Source organism: Halobacillus alkaliphilus (genome assembly GCF_900113125.1).
Lineage (GTDB): Bacteria > Bacillota > Bacilli > Bacillales > Halobacillaceae > Halobacillus > Halobacillus alkaliphilus.
The window spans coordinates 87,611-106,487 of the sequence record NZ_FOOG01000002.1; the positions used below are offsets into that span (position 1 = coordinate 87,611).

At 42.1% G+C, this 18,877-nt stretch carries 17 protein-coding genes, 1 pseudogene and 1 riboswitch; of the genes and pseudogenes, 6 read left to right on the forward strand and 12 right to left on the reverse strand.

All coding sequences use genetic code 11. The features are described 5' to 3' along the window. Positions 1 to 24: 24 nt before the first annotated feature. Positions 25 to 1,392 (forward strand): PTS ascorbate transporter subunit IIC, encoded by a 1,368-nt coding sequence (locus tag BMZ06_RS01990; protein WP_089749630.1) that lies wholly within the window; start codon positions 25 to 27, stop codon positions 1,390 to 1,392. Positions 1,393 to 2,034: 642 nt separating this feature from the next. After that, on the forward strand, positions 2,035 to 2,943 hold the full coding sequence (locus tag BMZ06_RS02000) for an SDR family oxidoreductase (protein ID WP_089749634.1): 909 nt from the start codon (positions 2,035 to 2,037) through the stop codon (positions 2,941 to 2,943). A 288-nt stretch (positions 2,944 to 3,231) separates the two neighbouring features. Here BMZ06_RS02000 and BMZ06_RS02005 read toward each other — a convergent pair whose 3' ends face one another. Beyond that, on the reverse strand, positions 3,232 to 3,381 hold the full coding sequence (locus BMZ06_RS02005; RefSeq protein ID WP_245755929.1) for an aspartyl-phosphate phosphatase Spo0E family protein: 150 nt from the start codon (positions 3,379 to 3,381) through the stop codon (positions 3,232 to 3,234). A gap of 315 nt (positions 3,382 to 3,696) precedes the next feature. Here BMZ06_RS02005 and BMZ06_RS02010 point away from each other — a divergent pair, with 315 nt between their 5' ends. Next, positions 3,697 to 4,560, forward strand: a complete 864-nt coding sequence (locus BMZ06_RS02010) for a VOC family protein (protein ID WP_089749638.1) — start codon at positions 3,697 to 3,699, stop codon at positions 4,558 to 4,560. 183 nt (positions 4,561 to 4,743) lie between these two features. Here the strand turns inward: BMZ06_RS02010 and BMZ06_RS02015 are convergent, their stop codons facing one another. Both BMZ06_RS02015 and BMZ06_RS02020 read right to left on the reverse strand, forming a co-directional pair. After that, positions 4,744 to 6,657 carry a choice-of-anchor I family protein gene (locus BMZ06_RS02015; protein WP_089749640.1) on the reverse strand — a complete coding sequence of 638 codons (1,914 nt, stop codon included), beginning with the start codon at positions 6,655 to 6,657 and terminating at the stop codon, positions 4,744 to 4,746. A 494-nt stretch (positions 6,658 to 7,151) separates the two neighbouring features. Beyond that, positions 7,152 to 8,249 (reverse strand): hypothetical protein, encoded by a 1,098-nt coding sequence (locus tag BMZ06_RS02020; protein WP_089749643.1) that lies wholly within the window; start codon positions 8,247 to 8,249, stop codon positions 7,152 to 7,154. A gap of 306 nt (positions 8,250 to 8,555) precedes the next feature. Between BMZ06_RS02020 and BMZ06_RS02025 the strand changes: the two genes are divergently transcribed. Beyond that, positions 8,556 to 9,299, forward strand: a complete 744-nt coding sequence (locus BMZ06_RS02025) for an SDR family NAD(P)-dependent oxidoreductase (protein WP_089749645.1) — start codon at positions 8,556 to 8,558, stop codon at positions 9,297 to 9,299. 92 nt (positions 9,300 to 9,391) lie between these two features. Here the strand turns inward: BMZ06_RS02025 and BMZ06_RS02030 are convergent, their stop codons facing one another. The 9 genes and pseudogenes from BMZ06_RS02030 to fmdA form a co-directional block, all read right to left on the reverse strand. Next, a complete protein-coding gene (locus tag BMZ06_RS02030; protein WP_089749647.1) occupies positions 9,392 to 10,951 on the reverse strand; it encodes a sodium:solute symporter family protein in 1,560 nt (519 codons plus the stop codon). 25 nt (positions 10,952 to 10,976) lie between these two features. Then, positions 10,977 to 11,111 carry a hypothetical protein gene (locus BMZ06_RS21100; RefSeq protein ID WP_281244428.1) on the reverse strand — a complete coding sequence of 45 codons (135 nt, stop codon included), beginning with the start codon at positions 11,109 to 11,111 and terminating at the stop codon, positions 10,977 to 10,979. A 128-nt stretch (positions 11,112 to 11,239) separates the two neighbouring features. Further along, positions 11,240 to 11,348: riboswitch (SAM riboswitch) on the reverse strand. 336 nt (positions 11,349 to 11,684) lie between these two features. Then, positions 11,685 to 11,927, reverse strand: a complete 243-nt coding sequence (locus tag BMZ06_RS02035) for a hypothetical protein (RefSeq protein ID WP_089749649.1) — start codon at positions 11,925 to 11,927, stop codon at positions 11,685 to 11,687. A 559-nt stretch (positions 11,928 to 12,486) separates the two neighbouring features. Further along, complete coding sequence (locus BMZ06_RS02040; protein ID WP_089749652.1) at positions 12,487 to 12,930, reverse strand: hypothetical protein; 444 nt, start codon at positions 12,928 to 12,930, stop codon at positions 12,487 to 12,489. Positions 12,931 to 12,977: 47 nt separating this feature from the next. Beyond that, complete coding sequence (locus BMZ06_RS02045; RefSeq protein WP_089749654.1) at positions 12,978 to 13,253, reverse strand: hypothetical protein; 276 nt, start codon at positions 13,251 to 13,253, stop codon at positions 12,978 to 12,980. Between the two features lie 127 nt (positions 13,254 to 13,380). After that, a pseudogene (locus BMZ06_RS21000) lies at positions 13,381 to 13,684 on the reverse strand (IS1595 family transposase); the annotation flags it as partial. Positions 13,685 to 13,942: 258 nt separating this feature from the next. Beyond that, positions 13,943 to 14,506, reverse strand: coding sequence for a histidine phosphatase family protein (locus BMZ06_RS02055; RefSeq protein ID WP_089749658.1), 564 nt, complete (start codon positions 14,504 to 14,506; stop codon positions 13,943 to 13,945). Between the two features lie 790 nt (positions 14,507 to 15,296). Further along, positions 15,297 to 15,563 carry an FmdB family zinc ribbon protein gene (locus BMZ06_RS02065; protein WP_175477766.1) on the reverse strand — a complete coding sequence of 89 codons (267 nt, stop codon included), beginning with the start codon at positions 15,561 to 15,563 and terminating at the stop codon, positions 15,297 to 15,299. Between the two features lie 14 nt (positions 15,564 to 15,577). After that, positions 15,578 to 16,756, reverse strand: coding sequence for a formamidase (gene fmdA / locus BMZ06_RS02070; protein WP_089749664.1), 1,179 nt, complete (start codon positions 16,754 to 16,756; stop codon positions 15,578 to 15,580). A 288-nt stretch (positions 16,757 to 17,044) separates the two neighbouring features. On the opposite strand from fmdA, the gene BMZ06_RS02075 reads away from it, so the two are divergent. Together BMZ06_RS02075 and BMZ06_RS02080 are read left to right on the forward strand one after the other, a co-directional pair. Beyond that, positions 17,045 to 17,596, forward strand: coding sequence for a TetR/AcrR family transcriptional regulator (locus BMZ06_RS02075; protein ID WP_089749666.1), 552 nt, complete (start codon positions 17,045 to 17,047; stop codon positions 17,594 to 17,596). Positions 17,597 to 17,756: 160 nt separating this feature from the next. Continuing rightward, a complete protein-coding gene (locus tag BMZ06_RS02080) occupies positions 17,757 to 18,875 on the forward strand; it encodes an MFS transporter (RefSeq protein ID WP_089749668.1) in 1,119 nt (372 codons plus the stop codon). Positions 18,876 to 18,877: the final 2 nt, after the last annotated feature.

Consider the following 18,877-nt stretch of genomic DNA (forward strand, 5'->3'; position numbering starts at 1 on the left):
TACACCAAATGAAGGAGCGATAACATGATTGATTTAATAATGAAGGATATCTTAGGTACGCCAGCCATTCTGGTCGGTCTATTCGCCTTAGTCGGACTCCTTGTGCAACGTAAAAACTCGGGAGATGTCGTTTCCGGAACTCTTAAAACGGTGATGGGCTTTGTGATCCTCGGGGCCGGGGCGAATGTCCTCGTCCAGTCCCTGGGGCAATTCAGCAGTATGTTCGACAAAGCCTTCGCTGTGGACGGGGTCATCCCGAACAATGAAGCGATCGTAGCGCTTGCCCAGGAAAGCTTCGGTACAGAGACTGCGATGATTATGTTGTTCGGTATGATTGTTAATATTCTGCTTGCCAGATTCAGCCCTTTTAAATATATCTTCTTGACCGGACACCATACCATGTTTATGGCCTGCTTAATCGCTGTCATTCTAAATACCGGCGGTTTTTCCGGTGCCACTCTTATTATCTTCGGATCAGTAATTCTCGGTTCACTAATGGTACTATCTCCGGCCATGCTTCAGCCTTTCACACGCAAGGTTACCGGTTCCGATGACTTTGCCGTCGGCCACTTTGGTTCCATTGGTTATTTAGTTTCCTCTCTAGTTGGTAAGGCAGTCGGAAAAGGATCAAAATCAACAGAAGATATCAAAGTACCAAAATCTCTTGGTTTTCTTAGAGACACATCCGTTTCTGTATCCTTAACCATGGTCATCCTGTTCTTTGTCGTCGCAGGCGCAGCCGGCCCAGCTTTTGTTGAAACAGAACTAAGCGGCGGACAGAATTTCATGGTCTTCGCGTTTATGCAAGGTCTTACCTTTGCTGCCGGCGTCTATATCATCTTAGCTGGTGTACGTATGCTACTTGGAGAAATTGTCCCAGCCTTCAAAGGGATTGCCGATAAAATCGTCCCGAATGCGAAACCAGCTCTTGATGCTCCGGCCATCTTCCCATTTGCCGGAAACGCTGTAATCATTGGTTTCCTATTCAGCTTCGCTGCTGGACTTGTAAGCATGCTGTTCTTGCCTTTATTAGGATTAAAAGTAATCGTGCCAGGGCTTGTCCCTCACTTCTTCACAGGTGCAGCCGCCGGAGTCTTCGGTAATGCCACCGGTGGACGTAAGGGTGCCATCTTCGGCTCGATGGCGAACGGTGTGATGATCAGCTTCCTGCCAGCCCTATTGCTTCCGGTACTCGGCTCCCTAGGATTCCAGGGAACGACGTTCGGAGATGCAGACTTTGGAGTAGTAGGAATTGTACTTGGTAATCTGATCAATCTAGTCCAGTCAAACGTCGTCGTGATGGTATCCATTCTTGCGCTGCTCGCTATTCTGTTCTTCATCGGCACGAAAACTAAAGCCAATGAAAACAAAGAAGATACGGATGCAGCTTAACACTAAATCCCTCCTTTCCTTACCTTAGGAAGGGAGGGTTTTTATGCTTACATAATTGTTCTCAGGAAATTCCGTTTCCAGAATGAGAGAAATATTTCTTTTGTAATATGGTACAATTTAGAAAAAGAGGGTGATCCTATTAGATTTCTAAAGCCACTGGACTTCATTATTATAGTGGCTTTTACACTCTTATTCGTTTATGATTATTTCCCTGATCTTCCACTTGGGGAGACAATTCCAAAAAGGGTTCCTATCGCGCTCTTTTTAGGGGTCTTCTTCTTTAGTTTGATTTTCAAGAAATACAGAGACACTGACGATAAAAAGGTATTACAATGGCAAATTTATTCGACCACCTATATCCTGTTGTTAGTGGGAATACTTACACTTCTAGGAGGTCAATCATCGTCCGGAATAGCCTTTGATAATCGTTTCTTATGGGTCATTTTATTGTTTTCTCTGTTTGAAATTTATTCTCAATGGAAGAAAGTTAAAAGCTCAGAAGCATAGCATTCGGCGTTTTCTGACATTCATCACAAAGATCCGGCGATACTTATCCTCTGGGTCTCTTACTTAGTCCTCAGCTTACGATCATCACCAATTTCAAGGTAGTTAAAAAATAACCAATAGAATGGGTGTATGCTAATGACAAACCACAACAGCACAACTTCCATCAACGAATCACCAAGCAAAACAGCTCTTGTTACCGGAGCCAATTCCGGGATGGGACTCGCCGCCACTGTCGAACTTCTGAAAAAAGATTACTACGTCGTAATGCTCTGCCGCAGCGAGCAGCGCGGGGAAGAAGCATTGAAAAAAGCGAAGGAGCAAAGTAATCGTGATCATGTGGAACTGATGCTTTGCGACCTGTGTTCCCTCCATAGTATCCGACAATTTGCTGAAGCATTTTACGAGCGGTTCTCCAAGCTCGATGCTCTTATCAATAACGCAGGCATCGTCACCACGAAGCGTACAACCACGTCCGATGGTTTTGAGAGTATGATCGGAATCAATCATCTCGGTCACTTCTTATTGACGAATCTTCTTCTTGAAAAAATAAAGCGTTCGGAGCAGGGACGCATTGTCACCATATCTTCCGGTGCTCATAAAGCCGGGAAAATCCATTTTGACGATCCCCATCTAAAGAATAACTTCAGTGTCATTAAGGGCTATGGCCAATCGAAACTCTCCAACATCCTGTTCACCATACAATTAGACGAGCTTCTCCAAGATACTTCTATCCAGGCGAACAGTGTCCACCCTGGAGCTGTCAGTACTAGTCTTGGCATCAACCGGGATACGGGCTTCGGCAAAACGATCCATTCTGTTTTGAGACCCTTTTTCCAAACTCCCGAGCAAGGGGCGGATACGGCTGTCTATTTAGCCACGTTTCCAGAACTTGAAGTCAGTGGAGAATATTTTTATAAACGGAAGATAGCTGAGCGTTCAAAGTTAGCGCAGGATAAGACTCTGGCGGAGAATTTATGGGAGTGGAGTGAGCGGGAGATTGCTCTTAAAGATAAGAAACTTTTCCAGAAACTAAAAAACTCATAAGATTCGTAAAACGAACTCCATACACTTTGGACCTTACAAATTTTTCACGGGCTTTTCTTTGTTTACCCCGCTCCTATTGAGCGGGATTTTTATGTTTATTATATAATACAAATTATTACAATTAAGTTAAATATTTACTAATTAGCTATCATATAAACCATTTACCTGTTATGGTTTAGTAACCATCAAAATAGACGTAAGAGACGACTGAAGATATAACGATGGTGAAGCTCTGGCATGACGTGCCGGGGCTTTTTTAATAATGAATTAAACTTGTATACACCATTTCTATTCTAACTCTCTAAGGGAATTTAATAATCGATCTAATTCCTGTGAGATTTTTAGAAGTTCTTTATATTCCATTCCTTTTACATAGGCAGCATATAACTGCTCTCTAAGAATTTCAATTCGATTTTTTAATTCTTCCCTATCATCCAAGGAAACACCCCCATCTCCATGAATCATACATACCCTTGAGAAATATTTGGTAATCACAGAAAATCTAAAAAAAATCGACAAAATTTTTACGATTAAGAATCACATCTTTACTCTTAGGTAATTATATATGATGAATTGCTATTAAATGGTTTATTAGGGAGATATTATGCTTTTATACTCGAGGGCTTCGTATAATTCCACTAAAGCGTATCCCTTGCCACATCGGGGCTATGGAGACATAATACTTCTAAAGCAAGGTCCTCTTTATTTAACTTGAAAACATGGACTGAGTTTAACCGAAGGAGGCAGAACCTTATGGAATCAGTATTTTTCCAAGCTCCATCTACTTATGTAGGAACCGTAGAGTTAAAAGTACAGGAATTAACAAAATCGATTCAGTTTTACACGGATGTCATCGGACTCCAGGTCATCGAGCAATCTGAATATAAAGCTGTTTTGTCGGCTGATGGCACACGGGCTCTACTCACGATCGAACAGCCTTCTTTTATTCAGCCAAAAGCCAAAGCAACCACTGGACTGTACCACTTTGCCCTTCTCTTACCGGACCGACTCTCTTTAGCCAAAGTATTCAAGCACCTCGCTGATCGCGGGATACGCCTTGGTGCTGCCGATCATCTAGTTAGTGAAGCGCTGTATTTGAATGATCCAGACGGTAATGGAATTGAAATCTATCGGGATCGTCCTTCCAAAACGTGGACTTGGCATAATGGAAAAGTTACTATGACCGTAGATCCACTCGACTCCAAAGGCCTTCATAAAGAGTTGAGCGGCCAAGATTGGCAAGGTCTGCCCACTGAAACCATTATGGGACATATCCACCTTCACGTTCACGACTTAGACCAGGCCCGGCACTTCTACTGTGATGGTTTAGGCTTCGAGATCACTTCCGATCAATTGAACCAGGCTTTGTTCCTATCTTCGAATGGATATCATCATCACATCGGTTTAAACACCTGGCAGGGCACAAATGCCCCACCTGCTTCTGAGGAAAATGCCGGGCTGAAGCAATATACCTTGCTGTTTCCTAATCAAGCTAAAAGGGATCAGGCTATCCAGCGCTTACAGCAATTGGGATATGGTGCCGACATGCAGGGCGGTCAGACCGTTGTATCAGACCCTTCTGGTAATCTGGTGATCTTAGCTGTTCATGGAAGCTGAGAGCGTATTTTTGTAAAAAAACCCATACAAAACAGCAGGACTCCATCGATAAAATGGAGTCCTGCTGTTATCATGATCGGCGTTGGTGACTTCCACGTATTCGTTCCCGCGGCTTCAGATGAGGTTAAGTCTTAACACTAAAAAACCCTCTCCAGCTTGAGAGGGCTGGAGAGGGTTCTTCTTTTACTTAGAAGATTTATCTTTATCTTCCTCAAGCACAATTTTCTGATCCGGGTAAATCAAATGCGGGTTGTCCAGTTGATTAATCTCTTGCAGTTCATGCCAGTGCATACCGTAGCTTAAAGCAATTTCAGAAAGAGTGTCCCCATTCTCTACTTCATGTACATCCTCATTACTCCTATCATCGTTCTTATTTTCCCCATCATTCAAATCTGTAAGAGAGTAGGCAGCAATGGTACCGGAAATTTCATGGCCGGCAATTAGGAGCGGTTCCCCTGTCGGGCTGTGATCCGCTTCTAAAAACTGAAGGCCTTCCGGAGCAACGTCTCCTGCAGGCATATCCTTAGAAAAGTCACGGCTAGTGAAGTATTTAACGAAGGAAGCTTCTTCAGGGTTCGTAATATCATACACCATAATGCCGCTTTGGCGTTCAAGGCCGACAAAGGCGTAGTCCTTGTCCCCAACGCTGCCCGTTACCACCGCTTCTGGTTCAGGACCTTTATCATCACTGCGATTGTCGAAGGCATTCTCTTCATCATCTGTATTGAAGAAATCCGGCAGAGCTTTTGCGGCAACCTGTTCAAACTCATCCGCACTGTCATAGACGACATCCATGGACGCCGTATCACGGATGGTAAATGAACGAGCTCCATAGCCATAAACCGCTTCGTATTTTCCGTCTTCGTTCTTAGGAGCCGAAATCGTGGTCTTCAGGCGGCCGAGCTGATCTTCCTCAAATAAACCATTCTCCACTAGACGATCCAATTCTTTCTGTGTGTATCCTTCAAAGTTTTCTGATTTCAGATCGTACTGATCGGCGATGTCACCTACCCGCGTCTCTTCTGAATAACCATCATAATCCTGAGCATCTCCTTCATTCGGAGTCAGCAGATAAGACTTGCCGTCCTTCTCGAACAGCGCGATTCCATCCGGCTGGTACATACCGAGGACAGGATGGGGCTCGATATTAATTTCACCGTCTTCATTGGAAGCATCAAATCCGTTTTCCTTGAGGGAATGATCCTTGTAGCCAAGAGACTTCACCTCCGTGAACGATCCTGCTTCGATATCCAGTGTAGCCACAGCGTTGCTTTCCTGAAGCACGACATAGGCGGTCTTTCCATCTTCCTCTACGACAATATACTCTGGCTCTAGATCCTCTTCATACGTATTATCCTGATTCATTTTACGAATATCCTCATCAATCGGAGCGTCTTTAAACGTAACTTCCTTTACAGACTCTTCGGTTAGTTCGTCTATATTGCCCGTTACATCAATGATCGATACCGAGCCTTCAGGATTCGTTTCATAATCTTCACTAGGTTCTCCTTCATTGGCCACCAGCAGCTTCTTTCCATCTGGTGTAAATGTCACCATGTCCGGCAGGGCTCCGACAGAAACATGAGAAATGTAATTCCCATCGATGTCCATAAACACCACATATCCAGCATCCTGGGCAGGCTCAGCTGGTACCGCAACGGCTGCATAATCACCATTTGGATGAAGGCTGACACTGGTAATGCCGGATACGTTTGATAAATCTCCGCTCAAGTCTTCAAGCTGAACTCGTTTCATCAAAGGCAACTTTTTCGTTTCGGACTGTCCTTGCTTCAAGCTGGATAAGTCAATAATATCCACGGCACTTTCAGCTCCGTTCACCGAAAATAACCGCTTGGTTGCAGGGTCATACGTCACAATCTCCGTTCCGCCTTCTGCGAATTCCGCTCCGCTGGAGAAGTTTGCCACTTTTTCAACCTTCAATGTTTCTTTCCCTTTTTCATAACTCATGATGGAGGAAACTGGGGTGGTTGACTCTTTGGAAGGTGCATCGGCTTGGGCCTGAGATGGAAGCAGGATGGATGTGAACAGAGCTGCAGTTGTTAAAACGGAGTACGCGACTTTTTTCTGGTGTTTCACTTGAAAACCTCCTTAATTTTGGTCGTCTTCATTGTATCGACCCTTAATTAAGGAAAAATAAAACCCCGGTAAACATTCTGTAATTTTGCAATCTTTTGTTATATTATGTATTGGGAATTACCTTTTCATATAAAACTCCCTAATTTATAATGTTTTCTAGAAGTGTGAGGATCGATGAGGAGGTCTTAGGAGTGAAAATGTTATCCAATCGAACCTTTCGAATTTTAAATACCTTTTCCGATATCGTGTTTATTTTAAGTATGGCAGGTTTAATCTATTACAGTACTTTCATGAGTGAAACTATAAAATGGGAAATGGCTGTACCACTTGCCCTATTGACCTGTAGTTATTTGCTTATTTTTAAGCCTCCTGAGTTTATTCAATCTATTCTGCGGGATTATACAATTTTACGTCCCTCTTATCTTTCTAGCCGAGGAAAAGTGAAAGAAGCCATGGAGCACTTGACTCCATGGCTTCTTCTCGTTGTTATACCATTACTGATAATTAATAATCGCCGGATTAGGATCAAGCGTCAGTACCTCTTCCGGAGTTAAAACAGGTTCATCTTTATTATAGAAAATTTTAAACCCGCCATATTGTACCGCTTCATTTCTCACGAATTTACGATAGAGCGACATCTTCGTTGCGGCAGGACCCCATCCATCATAGTTCAAGGCGACCTCAATATTTTCTGTCGGCTGGATCGCTTCTTTGTTCGTCAGGGCTTCATCCATAAACTGATGCACGAGAATAATCTTATCCGGCAGGTTGTTTTCTTCCACCAGCTTCGAGAGGTAGTCTACCGCTTCCTGCACTTCTGCTCCATTCACCTGGCCAAGATCGATACCCGGGGTTTCCCCTTCCTCGACGTGGAATTCGGTATCAATGGCGAGGTGAACATGCGGAAGCTTCAGCCATTTCTCAAGTAATTTCACCTGGTGAATGACAGAGTCTGTTCCCAGCTGGACATCAAGCATCAGTAAAGCATCGTTCTCTTTTGCGAGCTTAGCATACTTATCAATCTGCTCAGGCGGTGTCCGGGTATAGTGCTTTCCATTCGAACCCGGATCCCGTTGAGCCACGGTTGAAATCAGTTCAATGGTTGGAATAGCGGGACGCTCAGGGTCAGCATTTGAATACGCCTGCGTCTGTTCTTTTAACTTTTCCATAAGAGCGTCGGGTTCCATCTCCCCGAGAATACCCATATTGGTCGAGTTCGGGTGTCCATAGTAAGCGACCAGTCGATGATCCTTTAACGGTCCATCGGTTTGATCTTCGGCTCCTTTGACAAGGGTTTCTCCCACTGGAATCATCCGCTCGCGCTCGCCTCCGTGAGCCTCCACTTTCGGCATCTTCGCAAGTTGTTCTTCTGACATACTCTCTTTCAGAGGCTTGGCATCTTCAGCCGGCTCGATCGGCTGGTAGGGCTGTGGCGGCTTCGTTTCTTCTTTTTTCTGCTCGTCTGAGGAAGCTTCCTCAGATGAAGATTCCTCTTTTTCATTCTGATCCGTACCTGTCGAAGAACTCTCTGTACAAGCGATTAGGATAAAGAGCAGAAGGATAGCAGAGAAAAGCAGGCTTCCTTTTTTCACGATACTCACTTCCTTGTATAAAAATTTCTTAGGATCTACAACTCTATGTATCTTCTACATCTTACATTAGAAACATATTCCACATATTAACATAATTAGAGTATTTATGAGTTTATTTCACATAAATGAAATAAACGTAATACTTACTACTTTTTACCTTAACCTCGTGAACACAAGCATCCAGCTCTTATACTACCTATAAAAAGATGGTCAAAAGATCATTCGCTCCTCCTGCCCCTCCGGTTTCGTCCTTTTCCAATAGTGGAAAATATAGACTGATATCTTTTTAAAAATAGGAGGGGTAGCATGAAATTACAAGGTAAAGTTGCTGTCGTTACAGGTGGTTCTAGTGGTATTGGCGAAGCAGCCGTGAAGGATTTCTGCAAGCAGGGCGCGAAAGTGTTGATTGCCGATTTGAACGAACAGGGAAGTGAATTATCCAGTCAGTTAAATGACCAGGGATATGAAACCGTGTTCCAAAAAACCGACGTCACATCTGAGGAAGATATTATAAACATGGTTCAGACGGCCGTCGACACATTCGGTTCGCTGGATATTCTATTTGCGAATGCCGGCATTGGCGACGCTACACCTGCGCACGAGCTTTCCTATGAAGAATGGAAGAAACTCATGGATGTAAATATCAACGGCGTGTTTCTATCCAACAAATATGCGATCACGCAAATGCTCGAACAGGAAAACGGCGGAGCGATCGTCAACAACGCTTCGATCCTCGGACACGTTGGCCAGGATTCGGTGACCTCTTACGCGACAGCCAAAGGTGGAGTCGTTAATCTCACCCGTACATTAGGTGTGACCTATGCGAAAAATAACATACGCGTAAACGCGGTATGTCCCGGCTACGTTGAAACGGCGATCTTGGAAAATGCAGATGAGGAGATGCGCCAGGGTCTTGCGGGAGCTCACCCGATTGGACGACTCGGCCGCCCAGAGGAAATTGCCAAAGCGGTCAGTTTCCTTGCGAGTGATGACGCATCCTTTATGGTCGGAGCCAATATGCTGGTGGATGGCGGCTATACGGCGCAGTAAGACTTTTCATTCAGTGGATTTTAGTTCCCCAGAATAAAAAAACCGGAGAAGCTGCCTGCAAAAGGCAGCTTCTCCGGTTTATCTCAATCGCTCTAACCTATATGGGAACGATCATTTTTCGCTTCAGGTTCTTCCTGAGTAGTGGATCTCATCTTTGCCAGCACATCCCTAGTAGAATCACTGACTTCCGCCTCAAAATAAGGTTCATAGGCCTCAAGCGGTGGTCTCTTCGTAAAGTAAACGGCAAGCAACACTCCAATCAGTGATGCCGTAACCGCGATGACGAAAGGCAATCCATACCCCATTGCCTTCGCTGCCACATAAACCACGGCCCCGATGATAATCCCGGCATAGGCTCCAGCACGGTTCATCCTCTTCCAGTACAACCCTAAGAACACAACGAGGAAGAAGGCTGCACCAAACCCGCCATACACATATACAAAGCCCATAGCCAAGAACCATGGCGGATTAATAGCTAGAAGAACGGCTGCGGTTGCAATTCCAAATATACTTAAGCGGAGCCAGTTTTTAAACTTCTTCTCACTGATTCTCTTTGGAGCGATGTTCAAGTACACATCATAATAAAGAGAAGTGGCACAGTGAAGCAGCATCGAATTCGCCGTGGAAATAGCGGCTGCGCAAATAGCTACCAGCGTAATGCCTCCGATAATAGGCGGTGTGTACTGCTGGATGACTAAAGGAATGATGTAGTCCGTCGTTTTATCTACAGGTATGCTCGGTACAAGAACTTTTGCCCCGAGGCCAATAACGATCAGTGGAGTCATAATGAAAATCAACACAAGGATTGTACCCATGACCTGTAATATCGCCACTTTTACGTTTTGAGGAGCCAGCATCCTCGTGACCCAGTGAGGGGACGAAGGGGTTCCTAACGAATTCGATATAAAAATGGAAGCCAATGCCCCAATACCAAATGTCCCAAAAGGAGACAGTAAAATCCCCTCTTCAAGCTCCGGTCCTCCTACATTTGTCGGCGCTGTAGTCGTCGCGAGTGTGTCTAATATATTGCCGATTCCTCCCGTTAACGACCAAACCACACCGCTCGCAAGCAATACTCCAATCATAATTAGAATCGTATTTAATGTATCCGTAGCGGCTACAGACCAAAAACCGCCCACACTTGTTATTAATATAAATAATAAGAATCCGAAAATCGCAATTTTATAATCGATGCCCGTAATACTTGAAAAAACAATACCAAACCCAGTCACCTGAATATTGACGAGAAGCAAATAACCGATAAACATTAAAATACCAACAATCGCCTGCAATGTACTCTTCTTTTGAAATGGTTCAAACCTATGTCGAATAAACTCCGGGAAGGTTCTGGCGGGCTTTTCCGGTCTTCTGATTTTGTAAGCGACAATAGGGATTAAAGCGCCGCCAAAACACCAGCCGGCTACCCAGCCTATGACTGCCGCTACACCTGAACTATACAAATAACCGGGCACCCCGATGACAGAAGCTACACTTACCCATGTCGCTGCTGTGGTACCGATTCCAAGGAGAAGCCCCATTCGATGTCCACCCGTTGTATAATCATCGATCGATTCTGCCTTTTTAAGACTCTTTACATTTGCCCATATAAGAAATAAAACATAAAAACTAAATACGAGAATATACCATATCATTTGTCAGTAACTTCCTTCCTGCAGCTTATTTATACTTAAATATTCGTCCGGTGGCTCCCCATCGTTTCACACCTGATTTCTCCACTTTGAAACAGAGAAAAGTTCCTAATAGGAAGGAAAAAATCATCGTCCCCACCCAAACCATCATCGCTAAGAACATGGCCATCCTCCTTTTTTCGATTGTTTTGTATTACCCTTTTTACCTGCCCTCCTCTTGAAAAAATAAAAAACCCTTCACTCACGAAGAGAGAAGGGCTTTGTGTAACCATATGATGGATACCACTTGCTCTCTCATCTCCGGAATAGCTTTCGCTTTCCTCTGAAATTGGCACCGTGCATGAATAAGCCGGTTGCCGAGGCTTCACAGGGTCAGTCCCTCTGCCTCTCTAGATAAGAAAATTCTAAATATTCGAATGTTAATTAGACTCCATTCTATCATATCCCGCTGGTTCGTCAATTTATTTATTGAAATTAAATCTAAAATCAAGTTTTTTTTCAACTGTAAAAAAGGTATATATGCTGTACAAACCTTCTATCACAAATACATTCTTAATCCGATTATGATAGACTTTTGTATTGATTTTTTGATTTTGGAGTTTATTTTTCTTGTCTTTCCTGGCTTCCCCGTTAAAAAAGAACGCTTTATAACAAGCACTATCCTATCCGTGATGTTATTCTTCGTCAGCAATTAATGGAGCCGGAGCCAGCCATTATCATTTGTGATACTTATAAATTAAGTAAAGACAAACAGCAGAATGAAAAAAATAACCACACTGATTTTTAACGTTTTAAATTGATTATGATTAAAGTAAAAATCAAATCCCAAAACAATTACCAGCGGGATTAAAAGATATTTACCATTCAAGGGAAACTGCACGGAAAGAAAAGAGATGAATATGAGATAACCGACATAAAAAAACTCGCGGTTACTACCTTGAAAAGATGATCTCTTATTGTCGTCTTCTGTTGACTTCATACGTAAATCCCTCTTTCCCCCTTATTGATAACTAGCTTCTGTGAATGTGGATAGGGAATTAAGCACACCAACTGACATTAAAAAAATAGAAGGAAACTCTTTTATAAATATAAAAAGGTATAAATTTTATGGAACTGATAATTTTAGTTGTAATCATGGGGGCTATTTCAATTAGTGTAAGCTTACAAAGTTAATCCTCTTCCACTGAAATACCGTTATCATTTAATAACACAAAAGTTACTAACCCCCAGTGAGCTATTAAATTTATTAATCTATGGGCAAACTCAGATTTTAACAATTTCTTCTACCTCCCCCTATGTAGAGATTGAGAAACCTATAAACCAATTCCAATTATTTCAAAATGTTATTGTTAGCTCAAGTCTATACAAAAGACATCTAAAGAGAATATCTCGAATCCGACTCTTCAACTAACCTGCCCCTTATCAAAAAAGCGATTGCTCATATTGAACAATCGCCCCCGTTTCTTTAATAACAATTTATGTTAGAAGCTCTTTGAATACATAGGTATTTAAATCAGCAGTAACTCTCGCTTTTCATATTATTCAATGACGAGATTCCCCACGTATTGAACACTTCCATTATCTGAAATAAGGTCTACAACCAATACATACTCACCTTTTTCTTGCGGGAAAGAGAACTCTTGGTCATTTACCTGTAATGTAGTCTTTTTATCCTTCTGCCAGACATAAGCGCTTAGTTCCTCGATTCGAAAATCTTGAGTCTCAAAAATTATTGGGGCTTGCTCACCAGAACTGAAGTACAGTGGTTTTTGTTCTTTTGCCAATGAAAAAATATCTTCTGTCTCTTTAGTGTACTGTTTATCCGAATTCCAATCTATATTTGCTGCTTCTAATTCTACTGGCTCACTGAAATGCTGGCTCCCAAATGAAACAGTAGGAGGGGTAAAGTCATAATCTTCAGCAATACACCCTGATAATATAAAAACGAAAAGGGTTATAGATACAAGGAGTGTTCGCTTCATTTTCAAAGACACCTGCCTTTATAAGTATAACGTAGATGATCGAAGTTTTATGTCCCAAAATTACCGAACAGCATCATTCCAATAATATAAATCAGTGCAACCCCCAAACCTAAAATCCCAAGAGAAGAAAGCGATAAAGCAATTACTTTCAGACGCCCTCTCTCGCTAAATAGTGCAGTAATAAAAGCACCCAATAAGAGAATCAACAATAGTAACGTGTTATAAGGACTAGATAATGCATCCATTGCTTGTGGAGCAAAAAAATACATAACTATAAAAGTGGTCATTAATAATAAAGAGATTGGTGCCCAATATTTTTTCAACAAACGCCACCTCCTTCATATTTTGTAAGTATTTTTACTATAGCATCATTTATCCAAATAATACCAGGAAAGAAATGAAATACTCATTCCATGTATTTATTTCCTTTAGGGGCATAAGCTTCAATGGTTACATCGTAAAAGTAGATAATCTAAGAGGGTCAAAAGCTTTTGCTATTGGAAACAAATTACTTCCCCCCCCCCCTATCATTCAACATAACTTCATTTCGCTGATGATGGATGCTCTCTAATACCTCAAACCAGGTCAGATAATGGTTGAGATACTTAGTTGCTACACTATTTAAAACGCTAACCCCCCCCCATTTCAGCCTTCGGTGGTAGTTATTGACGTTCTGAATATGATTAAGCTCCTTACTGAGGATGTTAGAGTCAGATTTGAACTGATAAATACTCATCTCGATATCAAACTCATACGTAGCTTTTAAGGATATCGGTTACTTTCACAGTCGTCACCCACTTGTATTTGAAAACTCCATAACAGTAATCGTGTTCCAGTTGTTCAATTATCAACAACAAACATTAACAGAGCCTAAAAAATCGACCATATTTTTGGACGATTACTTTAGCAGCTTTAAATCGCTGTTTAACTCTACACTCTATCAATCCCCCGTTTTAGGAAGAATTGAATTCGAAATATTTCTTGATGTTCTTACACTTACTGCCCTGCTAAATCAATTAGAACCCTTCCATATTCTCTTACAATCAACGAACTGATTAGCCTCGAAAGAAAGTCTATAGATATCTGGCATCGCAAGCTTTTTCCAAAAGTCAAAATCGTGTTGTTTATCAAAATAATTCATGGTGAGCACCATAATATTGCCATGCGTCCCTATGGCGACATTCTTATTTTTATATTGTTCTAATACGTTGTTCAAGGCTCTTACGCCTCTTTGCTGGGCGTTTATATTTGATTCTCCGCCTTCCCAAGAAAAACTCGGGTGGGCCCATACTTTATGAATGGCTTCCTCAAAGTTCTCTGCTCCTCCCTCTATTAACTTCCTTTCTTTGAAATCATCCATTATGTGAATGTCTTGCCCGAGAGCAGAAGCTAATCCTTCTACCGTCTGTATGGCTCTTAAATAAGGACTCGAGATCACGTGCTCGATATTCTCATTTATGAGCACCTCGTTAACTTTAGCCGCATCTTTTATTCCTTCTGCTGATAACGGCCTATTTAATTCGTCTGGTGTATATGTAGAATGAGCGTGACGCACCAAGTAAATGTTTGTTGTCATGGCAGCCTCCTGATATGTAGTCTCCAAAGATTTTCAATTGAACATTGCTACTTCCGCATTAAAACCAACCGTTGATCAAGGCGTAGCTATCGCCCCAGACTGCTTAAGTCATCTATGTTTTCATACAACAAAGAAATCCCCCAACTTAATTCCAAGGGGGATCGAACCCCAGGATATAATAAGAGATAAAAACAAAAATACTTCAGGTTCCTTTATAGAAAAACCACCTATCATAAAAACTAATAGTTGTGCTACTGTCTTTCTTTTCAAAGAACTACTCCTCCTTTGAATATAATGAGGTATTCCCCTTATTTCTTCCTTCTTCATTCGGAGGCATGTTATTGAGTCTCTTTTCTATTTTCTCTATACGTTTTTTTACATTTACCAAAAGTGCGATGATCGTAAGAAACAAAATCGGAATAACTACAAATAAAAACAGCGATACCAACTGCCCTGCAACCATACTATTGATTGTAACCCTCCTAAAAAGGTCTTCTATATTTTTGAATCATGCCATTTGCGACATTATTAATATAGAGATTATTAAAAAACGGAAAATAATTAATTAAGATTCAACTCATGACTAATTGACCAATCCATTATGTAAATCAATCGTATCAAATTAATACCCATATGGAAATTATAACCACATAAACTATCTAGCACAGTCCTGCCCGTTCTTTAAACTTATTTTCGAAGATTTTCCTCTAAGATCATATCGCTGTCAAGCCAAGCAATCCCTATAAAAAAACTGTCTTGAAAGCTATAGACTTTCAAGACAGTTGCTCTTTCAATGTCCCGCCTGCCAAGGCCTTGCTGCAGTAGGAAGCTTCTGCTTGGTTCTCGGCATCTGGTCACGTGTAACAACACGTGGCTCCATTCCTCGTTCTACACGCTTTTTCACCTTTGAATCCATTCGCTGGACCATAGGTGCGCGATAAATCCGCTTCGCCTTCCCTTCACAATCAGGGCAGCGAGCTGCCTGGGCACCGTCCATATGTGCAAACCATAATGTAAATTCTCCGCATGTATCGCATGCGAATGAGTAATTAGGCATCATTGAACCTCCATTTATTCAGGAAGGATATTTTTTGTGAATATATCTTTTGGTAAAGCAATGGTACAACACGAATTCGGGATGTCGACAACGCCTGCCAAATGCCCCTGGACAGGTGCAGAACCTAACAGCATATACGCTTGTTCACCGCTGAACCCTTGTGTTTTCAAGAATTCAATAGCGTTCAAACAGGCGTTGCGATAAGCTGTATTAGCATCTAAGTACGTCTGCTTTCCGTTAAATTCGTTCACAGAAACGCCTTCAAACACAATATATTCATTATAATGAGGATCCATTGGACCGGGACGGAAAGCCGGATTCTTTTTAATTGCATATTTATCCATTCCGCCTTTGATAACCTCTACGTGTAAATCAATCCACCCCGGCATTTCGATACCGCCGCAAAAGGTAATCTCTCCATCTCCTTGTGAAAAGTGAAGATCGCCGACTGACAGCTTCGCGCCGTCTACAAAAACCGGGAAATAGACTTTTGAGCCACGTGAAAGGTTCTTGATGTCACAATTTCCTCCATTCTCTCGCGGCGGCACCGTACGAGCGCCTTCTTTAGCTACCCTTTCAAACTCTTCTCCTTGTAAACTTCCGAGTACAGCACTTTCTCTAGTAGGAAGATTGGCAAGTGGAGGCACACGATTCGGATTCTGTTCAACAAGTTCTTCTTCTCTCCGATTCCACTCATCAAGCATCTCCTGAGAAGGCGCAACGCCAATTAAACCAGGATGAATGATTCCAGCAAACTTCACGTTAGGAACATGACGGGAAGTAGCATAAATCCCATGAAAATCCCAGATCGATTTCGCCGCTTCCGGGTAATGCTCAGTCAGGAAGCTCCCTCCATTCTCTTTTGAAAAAATGCCGTTAAATCCCCATTCATGCGCACTAAATGTACCAATATCAAGGATATCCACCACCAGCAAATCACCAGGCTCGACTCCGTTCACATGAACCGGTCCGCTCAACACGTGAACACGCTCCAGATTCACATCTCGAATATCGGAAGGGTCGTCATTGTTCTTGATTTGTCCATCCGTCCAGTCGAGACACTCCATACGGAACGTTTCTCCAGGATTCACGGAAAAAGCAGCCGGAATATCTGGATGCCACCGATTATGACCAGGAACATCCTGCTTATCCATCGTCTTGTTCAAATCCACCTTAAATAATTTTTCGGGCACGTTACCATCATCCTTTCACGATAATTGATTGTTCATCATTACCATGCTGCAGGGTCTATGGTGTATAAAAAACGATACCCTTCTTGGATGCTTATGTTTATATGTACGTATCTTTTTTAATTTACCCTATTTTGTCAGATTAAAACTTTAGCCCTATTTTCTTATAGGTTTTTCAATCCACTTACGCCTTGTGATATAGCCTTCTCCTATCTACTTTGACTTCCACTTTAATAGATGCTAACTTGAAAATAGAATGAACGTTCTATCTAAAGGAGGTTTGCTTAACCATTGAGTGAAAAACGTAAACAAGTATTAAATGTTGCCGAACAACTATTCTATGATTATGGATTTCATGGAGTAGGTTTAAAACAAATTGTTAAAGAAGCAAATGTTGCGACGATGACGTTATATAACCACTTTTCCTCTAAGAACACACTGGTAGAAGAGACCATTAAACACCGGGAAGAGCGATACTGGGCATACATTTGCTCTACATCCGAAGCCTATTCTAACGAACCATTTGTACGGATTGCACAATTACACGGAGCATTCTTAAAAGAAGTATCCCCTCAAGGGTGTATGTTCCTGCGTGCCATCGAAGTCTATCAGGATACAGACCGTAACATTGTAGATATTGCCCAAAACCATAAATCGAAGGTGCTGCAGTATTTCGAGGAACTTGCGATTCGTAACAACATCAAAGATTATAAGAACTTTGCTTATGAGTTTCTTCTCATTATCGAAGGAGCTACATCCATGACCCAGATTACAGATCCAACACAAGCTACCGAACATGCAGTTACCATGACAAAAGCTCTTCAATCCCATTTCCAAACGTAAACGGCATCCATTCGGATACCGTTTTTTCTATAAGTAAATCTTTGCCCCATATAGAAGAGTTCATGGTACGCATTCATACAGCTTGTGTGAATTAAAAATTTTTAAAGCAGGTAGAAAGAACGTTCTATCTAATTTTCAAGAAAAAGGAGTATCGTCGTTTATGAATTTTACGAGACTCGTCTTTCCTGGCGTAACCATGATTGCTGTCACATATGGATTAGCAAGGTATAGTTTCGGATTATTACTCCCTAACATTTCCAGCTCGTTTCAAATGTCTGATACAGTTTCCGGTATCATTTCTTCTCTATTTTACCTGGCCTATTGTTTTACTATTATTTATTCTATCGTCATGACAACTAATAAAGGACCTAAACCTATGATCATGCTGGCAGGTGGTTTTGCTGTAAGCGGAATGTTTATGATTAGTGCTTCGGTAAACGAATGGATGCTCGCGGCAGGGGTTCTCCTGGCAGGGGGAAGTACAGGACTCGTGTCTCCGCCGTACGGAGCAGTTATTGCCTTTTGGATCAAAGAACCCTTACAAGGAAAAGCCAACACGTGGATAAACTCCGGTACTAGTCTAGGTATAGTCGCTACAGGAGTTGCAGCCATTTTACTGACTCCTCATTGGCGATACACGTACTTCCTGTATGCCATTATTGCACTAATTGTATTATGGTGGAATTACCGGATTATCCCAAAACCTGACGATTCCTTAAAAGTTCAACGCGGCCTTTTATCGGCAAAAGGCTTACAGGGAGCTAAATCCATGATCACCGGGGCTATTCTAATGGGAATTTCCAGTGCATGTTTTTGGACTTTCTCCAGGAGTTTTATAGAAAACAGTGGTGACTTTAGTACGCTCGTATTATCTCTGTTCTGGGTAACGATCGGACTCTTCGGGATAACCAGTGGGTTAGGTGGCACCGTTATTGAACGAATTGGACTTCAATCCAGTTATACCCTATTCGCTGTGATGATGGGAGGGGCTTCGATTCTGCTTACATGGGCACCTGACAGCATCCCTGTTGTAATAGGAGCAGCTGCGTTATTTGGCACTTCTAACCTGTTTATGTGCGGCTTGCTCATTGTCTGGGGAATCCGTGTATTCGAGAGTAATGCTTCTTTAGGTATAGGTGTACCTTTCCTTATGCTGTCCATTGGTCAAGTTATTGGGTCTATCCTTGCAGGTAGTATGATTGAGGGGATTGGTTACGGTGTAACGTTCGCTGTTTTTGGAGCCATCTCTATCTTAGGGTCGTTTTTACGTACAGCCTAACG

Coding starts and splice junctions, on each gene's coding strand:
- BMZ06_RS21100 (WP_281244428.1), bottom strand. CDS start 11,111: ATGTTCTTAGCGATGATGGTTTGGGTGGGGACGATGATTTTTTCCTTC.
- BMZ06_RS02040 (WP_089749652.1), bottom strand. CDS start 12,930: ATGAAGCGAACACTCCTTGTATCTATAACCCTTTTCGTTTTTATATTA.
- BMZ06_RS01990 (WP_089749630.1), top strand. CDS start 25: ATGATTGATTTAATAATGAAGGATATCTTAGGTACGCCAGCCATTCTG.
- BMZ06_RS02000 (WP_089749634.1), top strand. CDS start 2,035: ATGACAAACCACAACAGCACAACTTCCATCAACGAATCACCAAGCAAA.
- BMZ06_RS02055 (WP_089749658.1), bottom strand. CDS start 14,506: ATGACAACAAACATTTACTTGGTGCGTCACGCTCATTCTACATATACA.
- BMZ06_RS02030 (WP_089749647.1), bottom strand. CDS start 10,951: ATGATATGGTATATTCTCGTATTTAGTTTTTATGTTTTATTTCTTATA.
- BMZ06_RS02035 (WP_089749649.1), bottom strand. CDS start 11,927: ATGAAGTCAACAGAAGACGACAATAAGAGATCATCTTTTCAAGGTAGT.
- BMZ06_RS02065 (WP_175477766.1), bottom strand. CDS start 15,563: ATGCCTAATTACTCATTCGCATGCGATACATGCGGAGAATTTACATTA.
- BMZ06_RS02080 (WP_089749668.1), top strand. CDS start 17,757: ATGAATTTTACGAGACTCGTCTTTCCTGGCGTAACCATGATTGCTGTC.
- BMZ06_RS02025 (WP_089749645.1), top strand. CDS start 8,556: ATGAAATTACAAGGTAAAGTTGCTGTCGTTACAGGTGGTTCTAGTGGT.
- BMZ06_RS02010 (WP_089749638.1), top strand. CDS start 3,697: ATGGAATCAGTATTTTTCCAAGCTCCATCTACTTATGTAGGAACCGTA.